Genomic DNA, 14,716 nt, shown 5'->3' with positions numbered 1-14,716 from the left:
GGTGTCGCGTCGGCGGTCTCGGCTCGGGCTCCGGGGGGCTCAGGCGGCGGGGCGCCGGCCGCGCAGGCGGGCCTGGTAGTTGTGGGCCTGCCAGTCGGCGCGGGCGAGCCACTGCGCCTCCGGCTGCCGCTCGGCCAGCTCCGGCGAGATCTCCACCTCGTCGAAGCCCGAGCGGCGGGCCATCGCGTACTGGTCGGCGATGACATGGCCCGCGGCGCGCAGGCGACCCTTGTAGCCCTTCGCCCGCAGGCCCGAGGCCAGCGTGAAGCCGCGCCCGTCGTTGAAGGAGGGGAAGGCGATGCGGATCATCCCCGCCTGCTCCCAGCCCTCCGGCAGCTCGGCGGGGTTGGTGTCGGAGCCGAGATCCATGGGCTCGTCATTGTAGGTCTCGGGGCCGAAGCCGGTATCGGTGACGATGACGTTCATGCTGGTCTCCTCGGCTGCGTGCTCGCCGCCCTCGGCCTCATACTCGGTGGTGAGGACTTCGACGCCCTCGTCCGACATCTCCTCATGCGGCTCTTCGCCCGGCGCGGGGATGCCGCGCACCGGCTTGCCGCCGATGAAATGGATGCCGCATTCATCCTTGTCCCGCCCGCGCCAGCGCCCGGCCCGCGGGTCCTCCCCGTCGGCGACGCGGCTGGTGCAGGGCGCGCAGCCGATCGACGGGTAGCCCTGCGCGACCAGCGGATGCCGGGGCAGGCGGTTCTCGGCGATGTACTCCTGAACGTCCTTCGGAGTCCAATGGGCGAGCGGGTTGATCTTGATCCGCTTGGCGTCCTCTTCCTCGAAGAAGTCCAGCGTCACCCGTTTGCCGCCCTGGTAGCGCTTCCGCCCGGTGATCCATGCGCCGTACTGCGAGAGCGCCGTCTCGAGCGGCACCGTCTTTCGCAGGTCGCAGCAGGCATCGGGATTGGCCTTGTGGAGGAGGCCGAAGGGATCGCGCTTCTCGATCTCCGCCTCCGTGGCCTTGATGACCTGCACGTTGGTCAGGTGCAGCCGCTCGGAGAGCTCGCGCTGGTATTCCAGCGTCTCGGGGAAGAGCATCTCGGTGTCGATGAAGAGCACCGGCAGGTCGCGCTGCAGGGTCGCCACCATGTGCAGCAGCACCACCGACTCCGCCCCGAAGGAGGAGACAAGGGCAACGCGGCCCACGTCTGGGTCCTTCAGCGCATGGCCGAGCACGGCGGTGGCGCCGTGGTGGCGGTAGCGGCCGTTCAGGGCCGCCACCCGCTCACCTATGGGGGCATCAAGCGGCATCTTTGGTGTCCGGGTAGAGCGCGGCCTTGAACGGATCGGGCCCGAGGCGGCGGTAGGCCTGCAGGAACGTCTCTTCCGGCCCCTCGCGCACGTCGAGGTAGCCGAGCACGAGCCGCTCGATGGCGCCCACGATTTCTTCCGCCGGGAAGCCCGGGCCGGCCCGCTCGCCGATGGCGGCAGTCTCGGTGGCGTCGCCGCCGAGGGTGATCTGGTAGTTCTCCACCCCCGCCCGGTCGAGCCCGAGGATGCCGATATGGCCGACATGGTGGTGCCCGCAGGCATTGATGCAGCCGGAGATCTTGAGCTTCAGCTCGCCGATCTCGTGCTCCAGCTTCAGCTCCTCGAAGCGCTCGGCGATCTCCTGCGCGATGGGGATCGAGCGGGCGGTGGCGAGGGCGCAGTAATCCATGCCGGGGCAGGCGATGATGTCACTCACCAGCCCGAGGTTCGCCGTGGCGAGCTCAACGCTCTTCAGCGCGTCGTGCAGGGCGGGCAGATCGTCCTTGGCGACGTGCGGCAGGATGATGTTCTGCTCATGGCTGACGCGCAGCTCGCCGTAGGAGTACTTGTCGGCGAGGTCTGCCATCACGCGCATCTGCTCGGCCGTGGCGTCGCCCGGCGTGGCGCCCGGCTTCTTCAGGCTGATGGTGACGATGGCGTGGCCGGCGTCCTTGTGCTCGGCGAGGTTGGTATCCGCCCAGGCGCGGAAGACCGGGTCGGCCTCGCGCGCCGCCTCGAACGGGGCCGTGTCCACGGCCCGGAAAGCGGGCGGCGCAAACGCCGCCTCGATCTCGCGCAGCAGCTCCTGGTCGGCGCCGCCGAAGGCCGCGCGCGTCTCGATGAACTTCTGCTCCACGAGGTCGCGGAACGTGTCGATCCCGTTCTCGTGGACGGTGATCTTGATGCGGGCCTTGTACTTGTTATCGCGCCGGCCAAGCAGGTTGTAAGTGGCGACGATGGCCTCGCAATAGGGGAGGAGATCCTCCTTCGGCAGGAAATCCCGGATGACCTTGCCTATCATCGGCGTCCGGCCGAGGCCGCCGCCCACCAGCACCTCGAAGCCCGGCTCGCCGGCCTCGTTCCGGATCATCCTGAGGCCGATGTCATGCGCCTTCACCACGGCCCGGTCGTTCGGGCTGCCGGTGATGGCGATCTTGAACTTGCGGGGCAGGAACTGGAATTCCGGGTGGTCGGTCGACCACTGGCGCAGCAGCTCCGCCGCGGGGCGCGGATCCTCGATCTCGTCGGCGGCGGCGCCGGCGAAATGGTCGGCCGTGACGTTCCGGATCGTGTTGCCGGAGGTCTGGATGGCGTGCATCTCCACGTCCGCCAGCGCCTCGAGGATGTCGGGGACGTCCTTCAGCTTCGGCCAGTTGAACTGGATGTTCTGCCGCGTGGTGAAGTGGCCGTAGCCCTCGTCCCAGCGCTCGGCGATCATGCCGAGCTGGCGCATCTGCTCGGCGCGCAGCGTCCCGTAGGGGATGGCGACGCGCAGCATGTAGGCGTGCAGCTGCAGGTAGAGGCCGTTCATCAGCCGCAGCGGCTTGAACTCGTCCTCCGTCAGCGAGCCGTCGATCCGGCGCTCGACCTGGCCGCGGAACTGGGCGACGCGGGTGCGCACGAAGGCGTCATCGAAATCGTCGTAGCGATACATAAGGGTCAGGCCTCCGCCTGCTTGCCAAGATGGTAGTTCGAGGGGCCGCGGGTGCGGAAATCCTCGCGGAAATGGGTGGGCACCGGGCCCTCGGGGCCGGCCTTCGCATCGGCGAGGTAGGCGCCGACGACGAGATCGGGCTGGGCGAGCGCGTGGCGGAGCGCCTCGTTCGCCAGCTCCTCCTCCTCGAAGAGCTGCGCGTCGTGCATGTCGCGGCTCCAGCCGCCATCGGCGCGCAGCCAGACTGCATCGCCCTCCAGCAGGGCGTTGGCGGTGACGACCTTGGGGGTGAAGCGGCGGCTCATCGTGCGGTCTCTCTGTCTGTGGTGGAGGCGGGCGGGCGGCCCGGCTGGTTGGCGGGCGTGCGGGCCTGCACCGGCGCGGCGATACCGGGGATGAGGCGGAACGACCAGCCCTCGCCCGCCAGCCTTGCGGCCAGCGCGCGGGGCGGGGCGCCGGGCACCAGCCAGACGACCTGCAGCCCGCGCGCGATGGCGCGGCCGGCGCGGGCGACGGCGGCCTCCTCGTCGGTCGCCTCGACGCGCCACGCCTCGCGGCGCGCCAGCTCCAGCACGCCGCCGGGCGTGCCGGGGGCGTGGATGACGAGGTCGGCGGCGTCGAGCGCCTTGCGCGCGGCGAGCGTCATCAGCTCGGGGTCGCCCGGCCCGGTGCCGGCGAGATCGAGGTGGCCGCTGCGCTCCTCGGCGGCGAGGTGCTTGTCGAGGAGGGTCTCGAGCCCGCCCTCCAGCGCCGCGGCGCCGCCCTCGGACAGGCGCGGGCCGATCTCTTGGTAATACTCGGCCCAGAAGTCCCGCCGCTTGCGGCCCATGGGCAGCCGGTCGGCCATGGCGCGGAAGGCTTTGCCGACGCGGGCCATCAGACCGAGCTCGCTGGGCAGGCGGGCCTCCAGATCCTCCTTGATCATCCGCGCCAGCACGGGGGCGGCGCCCTCGGTGCCGATGGCGATGGTCACCGGGTCGCGGTCGACGATGGCGGGCGTGATGAAGTCCGAGGCCTCGAGGTTGTCGACGATATTGACCATGGCGCCGGAGGCATGGGCCAGCCGCGCCGTCTCGGCATCGAGGGTGGCGTCATCCTCTGCGGCATAGACGAGCGCGGCGCCGGCGGCGTCGTTGGCCGTCATCCGGCGGAAATGCAGCGTCAGCTTGCCGGCGCGGGCGAGCCGCTGCAGGTCGGGCTTGGCCGTTTCGGCGAAGACCTCCACCTGCGCGGTCGTCTTCAGGATCAGCCGCAGCTTGGCGAGCGCCGTCTCGCCGCCGCCGGAGAGGACGACGCGGCGGTTGTCGAGATCGAGGTAGATCGGGAAGTGCTGCATTGCGGCGTCTCCGTTCTCGTTGAGTGGCAATATAGAACGCTGTTCCCTTCGCGCGCCACGTCTGGCAGGAAATAAGGACGCTCGTTTCGGCCGGAGTGCGCTGCAGGCCGGATGTCCCAAAGAGGAGGACAAGCCGGAATGGCATTCCGCATCGACGAGACCGACAGGAAAATCCTTGCCGAATTGCAGCGCGACGCCTCCCGCCCGCTGGAGGAGATCGCCCGTGCCGTCGGCTCCTCCAAGACCCCGGTGTGGAACCGCATACGCAAGCTGAAGGAGGCGGGCGTGATCGGCGCGCAGGTGGCGCTGGTCGATGCCGAGGCGCTTGGGTTCGAGGCCTGCTTCTTCGTGCTGATCCGCACCGCCGAGCATGAGGCGGAGTGGCAGCAGAAGTTCCTCAAGGCCCTGAAGGAGCGCCCCGAGGTGCAGGAGGCGCACCGGCTGGCGGGCGACATCGACTACATCCTCAAGGTCCGCGTCCCGAACGCCCGCGCCTACGACGCCTTCTACCAGGCGCTGATCTCGGAGGTGAAGATCCACAACGTGACGGCGCTGCTGTCGATGGAAGAGATCAAGTCGACGGTGGCGCTGCCGCTGTGACCACGGCGCGGGTGGAGAGGCCGGGGGGGCTGTCTGCCCCCGTCGCCATTGGTGCTCGGACCAATGGCGCACTCAATGGCGACCCCCCCGAGAGGTATTTGAGAAAGGGCGAAAGCAAGCAGACGGTAGCGTTTACGCGTTGATAACCAACATCGGGCAACTTGGGACTCGCGGGACAGGCTGGAGAGCCGGTGGCCGTAAAGGGCGCGCCCCGCTTCGAGCTCGATGAGCGGTCGAGGCGGGGCGAGCTTCCTTGCTTTCGCCCTTTTGCAAATACTCCGGGGGGCTGCCGCAGGCAGCGGGGGCAGCGCCCCCTCCTAGGCCAGCCGGCCCGCGGCGTCCTTCGCGACGGGCGACAGGCCCTCGCCGCCCTCGGCGAGGATCGCCTTGAGGTCCCGACGCATCTGGGGGGACCAGGTGTCTCGCAGATGGCCCGCAGTGCGCTCCGCCGGGTCGCCGGAGGGCTGGGTGGCGAAGAAGGTGGCGATCTGGTTGGTCATGCGGACGAGCTTTTCGGCCTGCTTGTTTTCACCCTGCATGGGCGTCCTCGCTGAAGCGGTGGGCATGGGAAAAGGCCGTCAGGCGGCCGCCGGCGCGGCTGACGAGGGTGAGGCCGGCCTCCTCCGCCAGCCGCACCGCATGGGCGGTGGGGGCGGAGACGGAGACGAGCAGCGGCGCGCCCGCCATCACCGCCTTCTGCACCATCTCCACCGACAGGCGGGAGGTGACGATGAGGGCGCCGGTGGAGACCTCCGCTCCCGAGCGGAGGAGCGCGCCGATCAGCTTGTCGAGCGCGTTGTGGCGGCCGACATCCTCGCGCGCCAGCGTGACGCCCGAGTCGGGGTGCCAGAAGCCGGCGGCATGGACGGCGCGGGTCTCGTCATGGAGCGGCTGGAGCTGGCGGAGCGCGTCGAGCGCAGAGGTGGCCTCGGCGGTGGAGAGGGAGAGGGTGCCCGCGGCGAGGCGGGGCAGGGGGCGCACCGCCTGCTCCAGCGAGTCGATGCCGCAGAGGCCGCAGCCGACCGGGCCGGCCATGGCGCGGCGGCGGGCGGCGAGGGCGGCGGCGCGCTCTTCCGGCAGCCAGAGGCGGGCCTCGAGGCCGTTCGGCTGGGTGATGACCTCGACCTCGCCGATCTCCTCCCGCGCCGCCAGCCCCTCCGTCAGGGCGAATCCGGTGGCGAAGTCCTCGATATCAGCCGGGGTCGCCATCATCGCCGCCTGCGTCGTGCCGTTGAACACGAGCGCGACGGGCACCTCCTCGGCGAGGGGGCGCCCGGCGACGACGCGGCTGACCGGCGGCAGGCTCATGCGGGCCCCGTCACTCCGCCGCCGGCAGAATGCGCCGGGCCAGCTCGGCCTCGGCCTCGTAGCTTTCCTGCCAGTCCGTCGGCCCGTTGGAGGCGCCGACCTGCACTGCCGTCACCTTGTATTCCGGGCAGTTCGTGGCCCAGTCGGAATAGTCGGTCGTCACCACATTAGCCTGCGTCGAGGGGTGGTGGAACGTGGTGTAGACCACACCCGGCGCCACCCTGTCCGTCACCTCGGCGCGCAGGGAGACCTCGCCGGAGCGGGAGGCGAGGCGCACCCAGTCGCCCGTTTTCAGGCCGCGGTTCTCGGCATCGAAGGGGTGGATCTCCAGCCGGTCCTCCTCGTGCCAGCGCACGTTTTGCGTCCGCCGCGTCTGGGCGCCGACGTTGTACTGGCTGAGGATGCGTCCCGTGGTGAGCAGGAGCGGGAACCGCGGGCCGGTCTTCTCATCCGTCGCCACGTATTCGGTGTGGATGAACTGGCCCTTGCCGCGCACGAAGCCATCGACATGCATCACGGGCGAGCCCTCGGGCGCCGCCTCGTTGCAGGGCCATTGGACAGAACCGCGCTCCTCCAGCATCTCGTAGTTCACGCCGGCGAAACCCGGGGTGGTGAAGGCGATCTCGTCCATGACCTGGGAGGGATGCGTGTAGTGCCAATTGCCGCCCATCGCGTTGGCGAGCAGTTGGGTGATCTCCCAGTCGGCATAGCCGTTCTTCGGCTTCATCACCTCGCGCACGCGGTTGATGCGGCGCTCGGCATTGGTGAACGTCCCGTCCTTCTCGAGGAAGGTCGAGCCGGGCAGGAAGACATGGGCGTAGTTGGCCGTCTCGTTCAGGAAGAGGTCCTGCACGATGACGCAGTCCATCGCTTTCAGGCCGGCCGCGACATGCTTGGTGTCAGGATCGGATTGCAGAATGTCTTCGCCCTGGATGTAGATGCCCTTGAAGCGTCCGTTGACTGCCTCATCCAGCATGTTGGGGATGCGCAGGCCAGGCTCGGCGTCGAGCTCCACGCCCCAGGCCTGCTCGAAGATGCCGCGGGCCGTGTCGTCGCTGACATGGCGGTAGCCGGGGAACTCGTTGGGAAAGCTCCCCATGTCGCAGGAGCCCTGCACGTTGTTCTGGCCACGCAGCGGGTTCACCCCCACGCCGGGCCGGCCGATATTGCCGGTGAGCATGGCGAGGTTGGCGATGGCCATCACGGTGGTGGAGCCCTGGGAATGCTCCGTCACGCCGAGGCCATAGTAGATCGAGCCGTTGGGTGCGGCTGCATACATGCGGGCCGCTTCGCGGATGGTCGCGGCGGGGACGCTGGTGTTGGCCTCGACGGCTTCGGGCGAGTGCCGCTCTTCGCTGACGAACTCGGCATAGGCGAGGAACTCGTCCCAGTCGCAGCGCTCGCGGATGAAGGCCTCGTCCATCAGGCCCTCCGTCACGATCACATGCGCCAGCGCGGTGAGCACGGCGACATTGGTGCCGGGGCGCAGGGCGAGGTGATGCGCGGCCTTGATGTGGGGCGATTGCACGAGGTCGATGCGGCGCGGGTCGATCACGATCAGCCCGGCGCCCTGCCGCAGCCGCTTCTTCAGGCGGCTGGCGAAGACGGGGTGACCGTCGGTCGGGTTGGCGCCGATGACGATGGCGCAATCGGTGTGCTCGACAGAGTCGAAATTCTGCGTGCCGGCGGAGGTGCCGAAGGCGGTCTTCAGGCCATAGCCCGTCGGCGAATGGCAGACGCGGGCGCAGGTGTCGGTGTTGTTGTTGTGGAATACCGCGCGCGCCAGCTTCTGCACGAGGTAGGTCTCCTCGTTGGTGCAGCGCGACGAGGTGATGACACCGATGGCCTCTTTCCCGTGGCTCTCCTGCAGGCCGCGCAGCTTGGTGGCGGAAAAGGCGATGGCCTCCTCCCAGCTCACCACGCGCCAGGGCTCGTCGATGCTGTCGCGGATCATCGGCTCGGTGATGCGCTCGGCGTGATTGGCGTAGCCATAGGCGAAGCGGCCTTTCACGCAGCTATGGCCCCGGTTGGCCTTGCCGTGCTTGTAGGGCTCCATCCGCACCACCTGGTCGCCGCGCATATGCGCCTCGAACGAGCAGCCGACGCCGCAATAGGCGCAGGTGGTGATGACCTTGCGGTCGGGAGTGCCGAGCTCGGCGATGGACTTCTCCTGCAACGTCGCCGTCGGGCAGGCCTGAACGCAGGCCCCGCAGGAGACGCAATCGGACGAGAACACATCCGCGCCGGCATCGCCGAAGGAGACGCGGCTATCGAAGCCCCGACCCTCAATGGTCAGCGCGAAGGTGCCCTGCACCTCTTCGCAGGCCCGCACGCAGCGCGAGCAGACGATGCACTTGGCCGGGTCGTAGGTGAAATAGGGGTTCGATTCATCCTTGGGGATGAACTTGGGGTTGGCCTCCGCCTCGGGCGCGCGCCAATGCGCCTCGGCCTGGCTGCGGGCGCCGATCCCCGCCGGATCGTAATGGTTCTCACCGGGCTTGTAGCGCACGTCGCGAAGGCCGACGGCGCCGGCGGTGTCCTGCAGCTCGCAATCGCCATTGGCGGCGCAGGTGAGGCAATCGAGCGGGTGGTCGGAGATGTAGAGCTCCATCACCCCCTTGCGCAGCTGGCGGATCTGCGGCGTCTCGGTCTGCACCACCATGCCCTCGGCCACTGGCGTCGTGCAGGAGGCGGGCGTGCCGCGCCGGCCCTCGATCTCGACGAGGCACATCCGGCAGGAGCCGAAGGCCTCCAGATTGTCGCTGGCGCAAAGCTTCGGCACGCTGATGCCCGCCTCGGCCGCGGCGCGCATCACGGAGGTGCCTTCCGGAACGGTGACCTTGAAGCCGTCGATCGTCAGCGTGACCGGCGCACCCTGCTTTGCCGGCGTGCCCATGTCGCGGGTCGAGAAGGGGCCGTCATCGGGAATGATGAAGTCTTTCATTCTGCCACCTCTGCAATGAGTTGAGCTGCTTCCCAAGCCTTGTAGGTTTGAGAAGTGCCTTTAGCTTTCCACTCTATCGTACCATTTGCCGAGCGACCTAGAATGACAGCTGCTGCAGCGCTTGGGCTGGAGAATGCGTAGTTGTCTAGAAACAAGCGCTTGTCGCCTGTTTGGGGGCCCAGAACCCCTTGGTCGACGAGTTCGGCGTAGAGCGCCTGATATCCTGACGGAATCCCGACCCACTCATGGCGCGCTTGCGAGCCAGCAAGAACCACAAATTCACCGTCACTCAAAAGTGCCCTTGCACTGATGCCAGTCGACTTTTGACCCATCTCGAACTCGGGGTCGCCCGGAAGGCGTTCGTCGGTGATTTCCTTGGTCCGTCTCTTGCGACTTACGAAGCCGTCAATTCTTAGCGCTGGCAGCACCATGAGAATGTTCTCTAGGAACGCCTCCATGTTAGCCACTGCAGCTTCCGGCAAGCTGGCACGCGACGGAGCGTTCCGGTTGTCGACGTCATAGCGCCCCACGTCCGAGGCAATCTCGACTAGTCGAGATTCAAGATACGCTGCATGAGCCTTGTGTAGCGTATTGGCTGCCGAGACGATGATTACGGCCGATGTCCACCAATCCTTGGCGACATCATGTTGGCCGATGCGTCGGGCAATATTGTCAGACTCGCCGATATAGATTTTCGTTCGCCCTTCATCTTCTCCAATGAGAAGGTAAACGCCCGAGTAGCCAGCCTCCCGGCGTGTCAGGGCTTCGCGGATCCTCGTTCTCGGGGCCATGAGGATATGGCCAGTCCAGTTGAACACTTCGGCGGTGAGCATCCCATTCGGGTCACCGTCAATGAAGTAGAGTTCCATGGATCGACCGACGGTATGCACGGCTCAACCCTTCTCTTGCCGGGCGCGCCAGGCGGCGACGAGGGCGTTGGCGTGGCCGTGGCCCATTCCGAACTCGGACTTCAGCCAGGTCACATGGTCCATGTGTGTCTTCTCACTGGCCCCGTCGAGCAGGCCCATCCAGTGGTCGATCGGCTGGCCGTATTTCGCCTCGATGGAGGGGAAGTAGGAGGCGGGGCCTTTGACCTTCTCCGTCATTCCGCCGCCTCCCGCGCGAGCTGGAATTCCTCGGGGAAATGCCGCACGGCGCTCATCACCGGGTAGGGCGTGAAGCCCCCCAGCGCGCAGAGCGAGCCGAGCTTCATGGTGTGGCAGAGGTCTTCCAGGAGCGGCAGCGCGGCGGCGTCGCCGGCGGCAATGCGGTCGATGGTTTCCACGCCGCGCACGGCGCCCACGCGGCAGGGCGTGCACTTGCCGCAGCTTTCCACCGCGCAGAACTCCATGGCGAAGCGGGCCTGCGCCACCATGTCGGCGCTGTCGTCGAAGACCACGATGCCGGCATGGCCGATCAGCCCGCCCGCCGCGTCGAAATCCTCGTAGGTGAAGGGCGTGTCGAAGAGGGCCGGTGGGAAGTAGGCGCCCAAGGGGCCGCCCACCTGCACCGCCTTCACCGGCGCGCCGGAGCGGGGCCCGCCGCCGATCTCTTCCACCAGCTGGCCGAGGGGCATGCCGAAGGGCGCCTCGAAGAGCCCGCCGCGCAGGACGTTGCCGGCGATCTGGATCGGCATCGTGCCCTTGGACCGCCCGGCGCCGTAGCCGGCATAGGCCTTGCCGCCCCCGGTGATCACGGCGGGCACGGAGGCCAGCGTGAGCACGTTGTTGACCAGCGTCGGCTTGCCGAATGCCCCCTCCAGCGCCGGCAGCGGCGGCTTGGCGCGGACCACGCCGCGCTTGCCTTCCAGCGAGTTGAGCAACGACGTCTCCTCGCCGCAGACATAGGCGCCGGCGCCGACGCGCAGCTCAAGGTCGAAGCCGTCCAGCAGGCCGCCGCCGCGCGCGATGCGCAGCGCCTCGGTGAGGATGGCGATGGCGTCGGGGTATTCCGAGCGGATGTAGATGAAGCCCTTGGCCGCCCCGCAGGCGAGCCCGGCGATGGCCATGCCCTCGATGAGGGTGAAGGGGTCGCCCTCCATCAGCATCCGGTCGGCGAAGGTGCCGCTGTCGCCCTCGTCGGCGTTGCAGACGATGTACTTGCGGTCCGCCTCGGCCTTGGCCACTGTCGTCCACTTGATGGCCGCCGGGAAGCCGGCGCCGCCGCGGCCGCGCAGGCCCGAGTCCGTCAGCTCTGACAGAACGCCCTCCGCGCCGATCTCGCGCGCCTTCTCCAGCGCCGCGAAGCCGCCGTGGGCGCGGTACTCGTCCAGCGAGAGCGGGTCGATCACGCCGCAGCGGGCGAAGGTCAGCCGCGTCTGGCGGGCGAAGAAGGGGATCTCCTCCGTCGGGCCCTGTCCCTTGTCGCAGGTGCCGGCGAGCAGCGCCGCCGCATCGCCGGGCGCCAGCGGGCCGAAGGCATGGCGGACGCCATCCACCTCCACCTCGGCCATCGGTTCCAGCCAGACCATCCCGCGCGATCCGGTGCGAACGAGCTGCAGCTCGATGCCCTGCTGCACGGCCTCCGCCGTCAGCGCCCGCGCCACCTCGTCGGCGCCGAGGGCCCGGGCGGCGGCATCCTGAGAGAGCCAGATCTTCATGCGCCGAGCTCCTCCAGGAGGGCGAGGGTGCGCTCGCGGGTGAGCCCGCCGCAGACCGTCTCGTCGATCATCGCCGCCGGCCCGCAGGCGCAGAGGCCGAGGCAGTAGACCGGCTCCAGCGTCACGCGGCCGTTGGCCGTGGTCTCGTGCCAGTCGACGCCCAGCCTGTCCTTCACCAGCTCGGCGATGCCGGCGCCGCCCTGCGCCTGGCAGGCCTCGGCCCGGCAGAGGCGCAGCACATGGGTGCCGACGGGCGCCTCGCGGAAGTCATGGTAGAAGCTGACGACGCCGTGCACCTCGGCCCGGCTCAGGTTGAGGGCCTTCGCGATCAGCGGCACGGAGGCCTGCGGCACATGCCCCCACTCCGCCTGCACAGCATGGAGGATCGGCAGCAGCGGGCCCTCGAGGCCCTGGTGCGCGGCAAGGATCTCGGAGAGCCGCTCGTCGAGGCCGTCCGGGGTGATCTGGTCGGTCATGGGGGCCCTCCAGCGCGTTTCCCTCCTCCTAGCCAGACCACACCGCAAATCAATATCGTGGATCGGTGGGTTGATAGGCGTTTCCTATCGAGGGGAGGCGCCGGGCTTACTCGGCGAAGCCACGCGCCTCGGCGAGAAACGCCTTGAGCAGGGGCGGCACCGGTTCGCGCGGGGGGTAGACGAGGCCGACGGCGTGGTGCGCGTCGGGCGCCGTGAGCGGCGTCGCGGTCAGCGGCCCGGTTGCGAGGAAGGGCTCGGCGGCGCGCGAGGGCAGGATCGTCGCCCAGCCGCCGGCGATGACGTGGGAGATGAGGGTGATGGTGGAGTTCGTCTCCACCTGCGGGGTCACCGTTACCCCCGCCTCGGAGAGGTAGCCGTCGATGATCCGCCGGTTCTGCATCTCGGGCGTCAGGAGGCAGAGGTTGAGCGCCGCCAGCTCCGCCCACGGCAGCTCGGGGCCGGCCGGCGCGTCGTCGGTGCGGGTCACCAGCACGTAGCGCTCGGCGTAGAGCGGCAGGGTGCGGGCGCGGCCGAGGGGCTCGTTGTCGAGGTAGGTCAGCCCGACATCCAGCGTCAGGTCGTCCAACCGCTCAAGGATCTCGATGGAGGAGGCGGAGGTGACGGTCAGCCGCAGCCCCGGATGCCGCGACGCGATGGCGGCGGAGAGGCGGGCGGCGGTTGTCAGCGCGGTGGGGATGACCGCGAGGCGCAGCCGCCCCGTCAGCCCCTCCCGCGCCGCGCGCAGCTCCGCCTTCATGGCGCGCACGTCGCCGGTGAGCCGGCGCGCCCAGTCCAGCACCCGCTCCCCCTCCGGCGTCAGCCCCTGAAAGCGCGAGCCGCGGTTGACGAGCACGCAGCCCAGCTGCGCCTCCAGCTGCCGGATGGCGGCCGAGAGCGACGGCTGCGTGATCCCCGCCTCCTCCGCCGCCCGCCCGAAATGCCGGGTGCGCGCGAGGATGAGGAAGAGTTCGAGCCGGTCGAGCATGACGGGCAGGGTAGGGGGCGCGAAGGGGGAGGGGAAGGGAGGACGGGGGGGGGATGCAGTGGCGGGCGGTTCTGGGTACATCGAAAGCTGGCGAGGTTCTGTCCACCTCCGCTGCCGCAATTTCGACCCACGTTGCGGGCGCAGGGCGGGCGCCTGCCCGTGGGGTGGCGCTCCAACGGCGCCGCTGCGCGCTTTATGCCCGCAAAATCCCTCCCCGACGGCCGCTGAACGCCAAGCTCAACCAGAGCGCCAGCCCGCCGGGACGGGCAGGCGCTCGCCCTGAGCCTTTGGCGCGTACCGGGGGGCATAGCTCGGACGGTGCTCCACTGCAGTTTTCGTGGGGGCGGGGGAAACACGATGGCCGACGCCGCCCGTAGGCGGGCTTCAGCCCGGCGCCGCCCTACGCCCCTTCGTAGGCCGTCAGCGCATGCACCTTCATCCCGAGGCCCTCCAGGTGGGCCCGGCCGCCGAGGTCCGGCAGGTCGATGAGGAAGGCGCAGCCGATGACCTCGCCGCCCATCTTCTCGATCAGGCGGATGCCCGCCTCCGCCGTGCCGCCCGTCGCCAGCAGGTCGTCCACCAGCAGCACCTTCTGGCCGGGCTGCACCGCGTCGTCATGCACCTCCATCACCGCCTCGCCGTATTCCAGCTTGTAGGCCTGGCTCAGCACGGCGCCCGGCAGCTTGCCGGCCTTGCGGATCGGCACGAAGCCCAGCCCCAGCTGGTAGGCGATGGCGCCGCCGAGGATGAAGCCGCGCGCCTCCAGCCCCGCCACGAGGTCGATCTGCTGGCCCGGGTAGGGCGCGAGGAGCTGGTCGATCGCGTCCCGCATCCCCTGCGGATGCAGGAATAGCGTTGTCACGTCGCGGAAGAGGATCCCCTCGTGGGGGAAGTCGGGAATCGTGCGGATGTAGTCTCGAATATCGGTCATGCGGCCCGCTTGAGGTTCAATGTCAGAAGGCCCATCGCCATGAGCGCCGCGCCGCCGGCGCGGGAAACCCAGAGGAGGAGCCGGGGCCGGGCGAGGCGCGTGCGCACCCCGTCGGCGAGCAGGGCGTAGAGCAGCGAGTTCACCGCCGCCAGCCCCACGAAGGTGGCGATGAGGATCGCCGCCTGAGGCGCCACCGGCGCGGCGGGGGAGAGGAACTGCGGCACGAAGGCGACGAAGAAAGCAATGCTCTTGGGGTTGAGCGCCGTCACCAGCGCCGCGTGGCCGAAGATGCGGCCGGGCGCCATCGGCGGCGCCTCCTCCGCCTCCGGGCGCAGCACGGCGGGCGGCTCGCGGAGCAGCCTGAAGCCCAGCCAGAGCAGGTAGAGCCCGCCGATCACCTTGAAGATCGTGAACAGCGTCGCCGAGGCCGCCATCAGCGCCCCCAGCCCGAGGAGGGAGGCGGACATGGCCAGAAGGTCCCCCAGCGCCACGCCGGCGACCATGGCCAGCGCCACGCGGCGCCCCTGGCTGAGGGCGTAGGAGAGCACCATCAGCACAGTCGGCCCCGGCAGGGCGAGCAGCAGGATCGAGGCGGCGACGAAGGCCAGCCAGACGTGAATGTCCAT

The 14,716-nt window shown here is 69.1% G+C and carries 15 protein-coding genes and 1 pseudogene; 1 reads left to right on the top strand and 15 read right to left on the bottom strand.

All coding sequences use genetic code 11. From position 1 onward, the window contains the following. Positions 1 to 39 precede the first annotated feature (39 nt). The 5 genes and pseudogenes from GY170_RS18565 to GY170_RS13140 all read right to left on the bottom strand — a co-directional run bounded on the left by GY170_RS18565 (position 40) and on the right by GY170_RS13140 (position 4,247). On the bottom strand, positions 40 to 369 hold the full coding sequence (locus GY170_RS18565) for a DUF934 domain-containing protein (protein WP_268895096.1): 330 nt from the start codon (positions 367 to 369) through the stop codon (positions 40 to 42). Between the two features lie 168 nt (positions 370 to 537). After that, a pseudogene (locus GY170_RS18560) lies at positions 538 to 1,257 on the bottom strand (phosphoadenylyl-sulfate reductase); the annotation flags it as partial. Next, the gene (locus GY170_RS13150) at positions 1,247 to 2,911 is read right to left on the bottom strand and encodes a nitrite/sulfite reductase (protein ID WP_163894376.1); all 1,665 of its coding nucleotides are present in this window, start codon (positions 2,909 to 2,911) and stop codon (positions 1,247 to 1,249) included. The gene GY170_RS13150 and the pseudogene GY170_RS18560, both read right to left, overlap by 11 nt. 5 nt (positions 2,912 to 2,916) lie before the next feature. After that, positions 2,917 to 3,216 (bottom strand): DUF2849 domain-containing protein, encoded by a 300-nt coding sequence (locus GY170_RS13145; protein ID WP_163894374.1) that lies wholly within the window; start codon positions 3,214 to 3,216, stop codon positions 2,917 to 2,919. Next, positions 3,213 to 4,247 (bottom strand): NAD(P)-dependent oxidoreductase, encoded by a 1,035-nt coding sequence (locus GY170_RS13140; RefSeq protein WP_163894372.1) that lies wholly within the window; start codon positions 4,245 to 4,247, stop codon positions 3,213 to 3,215. The genes GY170_RS13145 and GY170_RS13140 overlap by 4 nt, the downstream gene beginning before the upstream one ends. Before the next feature lie 138 nt (positions 4,248 to 4,385). Here GY170_RS13140 and GY170_RS13135 point away from each other — a divergent pair, with 138 nt between their 5' ends. Continuing rightward, positions 4,386 to 4,847: an Lrp/AsnC family transcriptional regulator gene (locus GY170_RS13135; protein ID WP_163894370.1), complete on the top strand. Its 462-nt coding sequence runs from the start codon at positions 4,386 to 4,388 to the stop codon at positions 4,845 to 4,847. A gap of 317 nt (positions 4,848 to 5,164) precedes the next feature. Here the strand turns inward: GY170_RS13135 and GY170_RS13130 are convergent, their stop codons facing one another. From GY170_RS13130 to GY170_RS13085, 10 genes are all read right to left on the bottom strand, one after another. After that, entirely contained in the window at positions 5,165 to 5,386 is a 222-nt protein-coding gene (locus tag GY170_RS13130; RefSeq protein ID WP_163894368.1) for a formate dehydrogenase subunit delta, read from the bottom strand. Beyond that, positions 5,376 to 6,155 carry a formate dehydrogenase accessory sulfurtransferase FdhD gene (gene fdhD / locus GY170_RS13125; protein ID WP_163894366.1) on the bottom strand — a complete coding sequence of 260 codons (780 nt, stop codon included), beginning with the start codon at positions 6,153 to 6,155 and terminating at the stop codon, positions 5,376 to 5,378. Before fdhD ends, GY170_RS13130 begins: the two co-directional genes overlap by 11 nt. Before the next feature lie 10 nt (positions 6,156 to 6,165). After that, on the bottom strand, positions 6,166 to 9,099 hold the full coding sequence (gene fdhF / locus GY170_RS13120; RefSeq protein ID WP_163894364.1) for a formate dehydrogenase subunit alpha: 2,934 nt from the start codon (positions 9,097 to 9,099) through the stop codon (positions 6,166 to 6,168). Next, entirely contained in the window at positions 9,096 to 9,968 is an 873-nt protein-coding gene (locus tag GY170_RS13115) for a GIY-YIG nuclease family protein (RefSeq protein WP_163894362.1), read from the bottom strand. Before GY170_RS13115 ends, fdhF begins: the two co-directional genes overlap by 4 nt. A 24-nt stretch (positions 9,969 to 9,992) precedes the next feature. Continuing rightward, positions 9,993 to 10,205 (bottom strand): DUF4287 domain-containing protein, encoded by a 213-nt coding sequence (locus tag GY170_RS13110; RefSeq protein ID WP_163894360.1) that lies wholly within the window; start codon positions 10,203 to 10,205, stop codon positions 9,993 to 9,995. Further along, on the bottom strand, positions 10,202 to 11,698 hold the full coding sequence (locus GY170_RS13105; protein ID WP_163894358.1) for a formate dehydrogenase beta subunit: 1,497 nt from the start codon (positions 11,696 to 11,698) through the stop codon (positions 10,202 to 10,204). The genes GY170_RS13110 and GY170_RS13105 overlap by 4 nt, the downstream gene beginning before the upstream one ends. After that, on the bottom strand, positions 11,695 to 12,174 hold the full coding sequence (locus GY170_RS13100) for a formate dehydrogenase subunit gamma (RefSeq protein ID WP_163894356.1): 480 nt from the start codon (positions 12,172 to 12,174) through the stop codon (positions 11,695 to 11,697). The genes GY170_RS13105 and GY170_RS13100 overlap by 4 nt, the downstream gene beginning before the upstream one ends. 106 nt (positions 12,175 to 12,280) lie before the next feature. After that, a complete protein-coding gene (locus tag GY170_RS13095; protein ID WP_163894354.1) occupies positions 12,281 to 13,159 on the bottom strand; it encodes a LysR family transcriptional regulator in 879 nt (292 codons plus the stop codon). Positions 13,160 to 13,559: 400 nt separating this feature from the next. Beyond that, a complete protein-coding gene (locus GY170_RS13090; protein ID WP_163894352.1) occupies positions 13,560 to 14,090 on the bottom strand; it encodes an adenine phosphoribosyltransferase in 531 nt (176 codons plus the stop codon). Beyond that, positions 14,087 to 14,716 (bottom strand): LysE family translocator, encoded by a 630-nt coding sequence (locus GY170_RS13085; RefSeq protein ID WP_163894350.1) that lies wholly within the window; start codon positions 14,714 to 14,716, stop codon positions 14,087 to 14,089. The genes GY170_RS13090 and GY170_RS13085 overlap by 4 nt, the downstream gene beginning before the upstream one ends.

This window comes from Pseudoroseicyclus tamaricis, assembly GCF_012070395.1.
Lineage (GTDB): Bacteria > Pseudomonadota > Alphaproteobacteria > Rhodobacterales > Rhodobacteraceae > Pseudoroseicyclus_A > Pseudoroseicyclus_A tamaricis.
The sequence above is the reverse complement of the archived record's forward strand: the minus strand, read 5'-3'. Positions and strand labels throughout refer to the sequence as shown.

Excerpts from the sequence above, each read along its gene's own strand:
- fdhD (WP_163894366.1), bottom strand. The coding sequence starts at position 6,155 with ATGAGCCTGCCGCCGGTCAGCCGCGTCGTCGCCGGGCGCCCCCTCGCC.
- GY170_RS13115 (WP_163894362.1), bottom strand. The coding sequence starts at position 9,968 with ATGGAACTCTACTTCATTGACGGTGACCCGAATGGGATGCTCACCGCC.
- GY170_RS13145 (WP_163894374.1), bottom strand. The coding sequence starts at position 3,216 with ATGAGCCGCCGCTTCACCCCCAAGGTCGTCACCGCCAACGCCCTGCTG.
- GY170_RS13090 (WP_163894352.1), bottom strand. The coding sequence starts at position 14,090 with ATGACCGATATTCGAGACTACATCCGCACGATTCCCGACTTCCCCCAC.
- GY170_RS13135 (WP_163894370.1), top strand. The coding sequence starts at position 4,386 with ATGGCATTCCGCATCGACGAGACCGACAGGAAAATCCTTGCCGAATTG.
- GY170_RS18565 (WP_268895096.1), bottom strand. The coding sequence starts at position 369 with ATGGATCTCGGCTCCGACACCAACCCCGCCGAGCTGCCGGAGGGCTGG.
- GY170_RS13105 (WP_163894358.1), bottom strand. The coding sequence starts at position 11,698 with ATGAAGATCTGGCTCTCTCAGGATGCCGCCGCCCGGGCCCTCGGCGCC.
- GY170_RS13110 (WP_163894360.1), bottom strand. The coding sequence starts at position 10,205 with ATGACGGAGAAGGTCAAAGGCCCCGCCTCCTACTTCCCCTCCATCGAG.
- GY170_RS13130 (WP_163894368.1), bottom strand. The coding sequence starts at position 5,386 with ATGCAGGGTGAAAACAAGCAGGCCGAAAAGCTCGTCCGCATGACCAAC.
- GY170_RS13085 (WP_163894350.1), bottom strand. The coding sequence starts at position 14,716 with ATGGACATTCACGTCTGGCTGGCCTTCGTCGCCGCCTCGATCCTGCTG.
- GY170_RS13100 (WP_163894356.1), bottom strand. The coding sequence starts at position 12,174 with ATGACCGACCAGATCACCCCGGACGGCCTCGACGAGCGGCTCTCCGAG.
- fdhF (WP_163894364.1), bottom strand. The coding sequence starts at position 9,099 with ATGAAAGACTTCATCATTCCCGATGACGGCCCCTTCTCGACCCGCGAC.
- GY170_RS13150 (WP_163894376.1), bottom strand. The coding sequence starts at position 2,911 with ATGTATCGCTACGACGATTTCGATGACGCCTTCGTGCGCACCCGCGTC.
- GY170_RS13095 (WP_163894354.1), bottom strand. The coding sequence starts at position 13,159 with ATGCTCGACCGGCTCGAACTCTTCCTCATCCTCGCGCGCACCCGGCAT.
- GY170_RS13140 (WP_163894372.1), bottom strand. The coding sequence starts at position 4,247 with ATGCAGCACTTCCCGATCTACCTCGATCTCGACAACCGCCGCGTCGTC.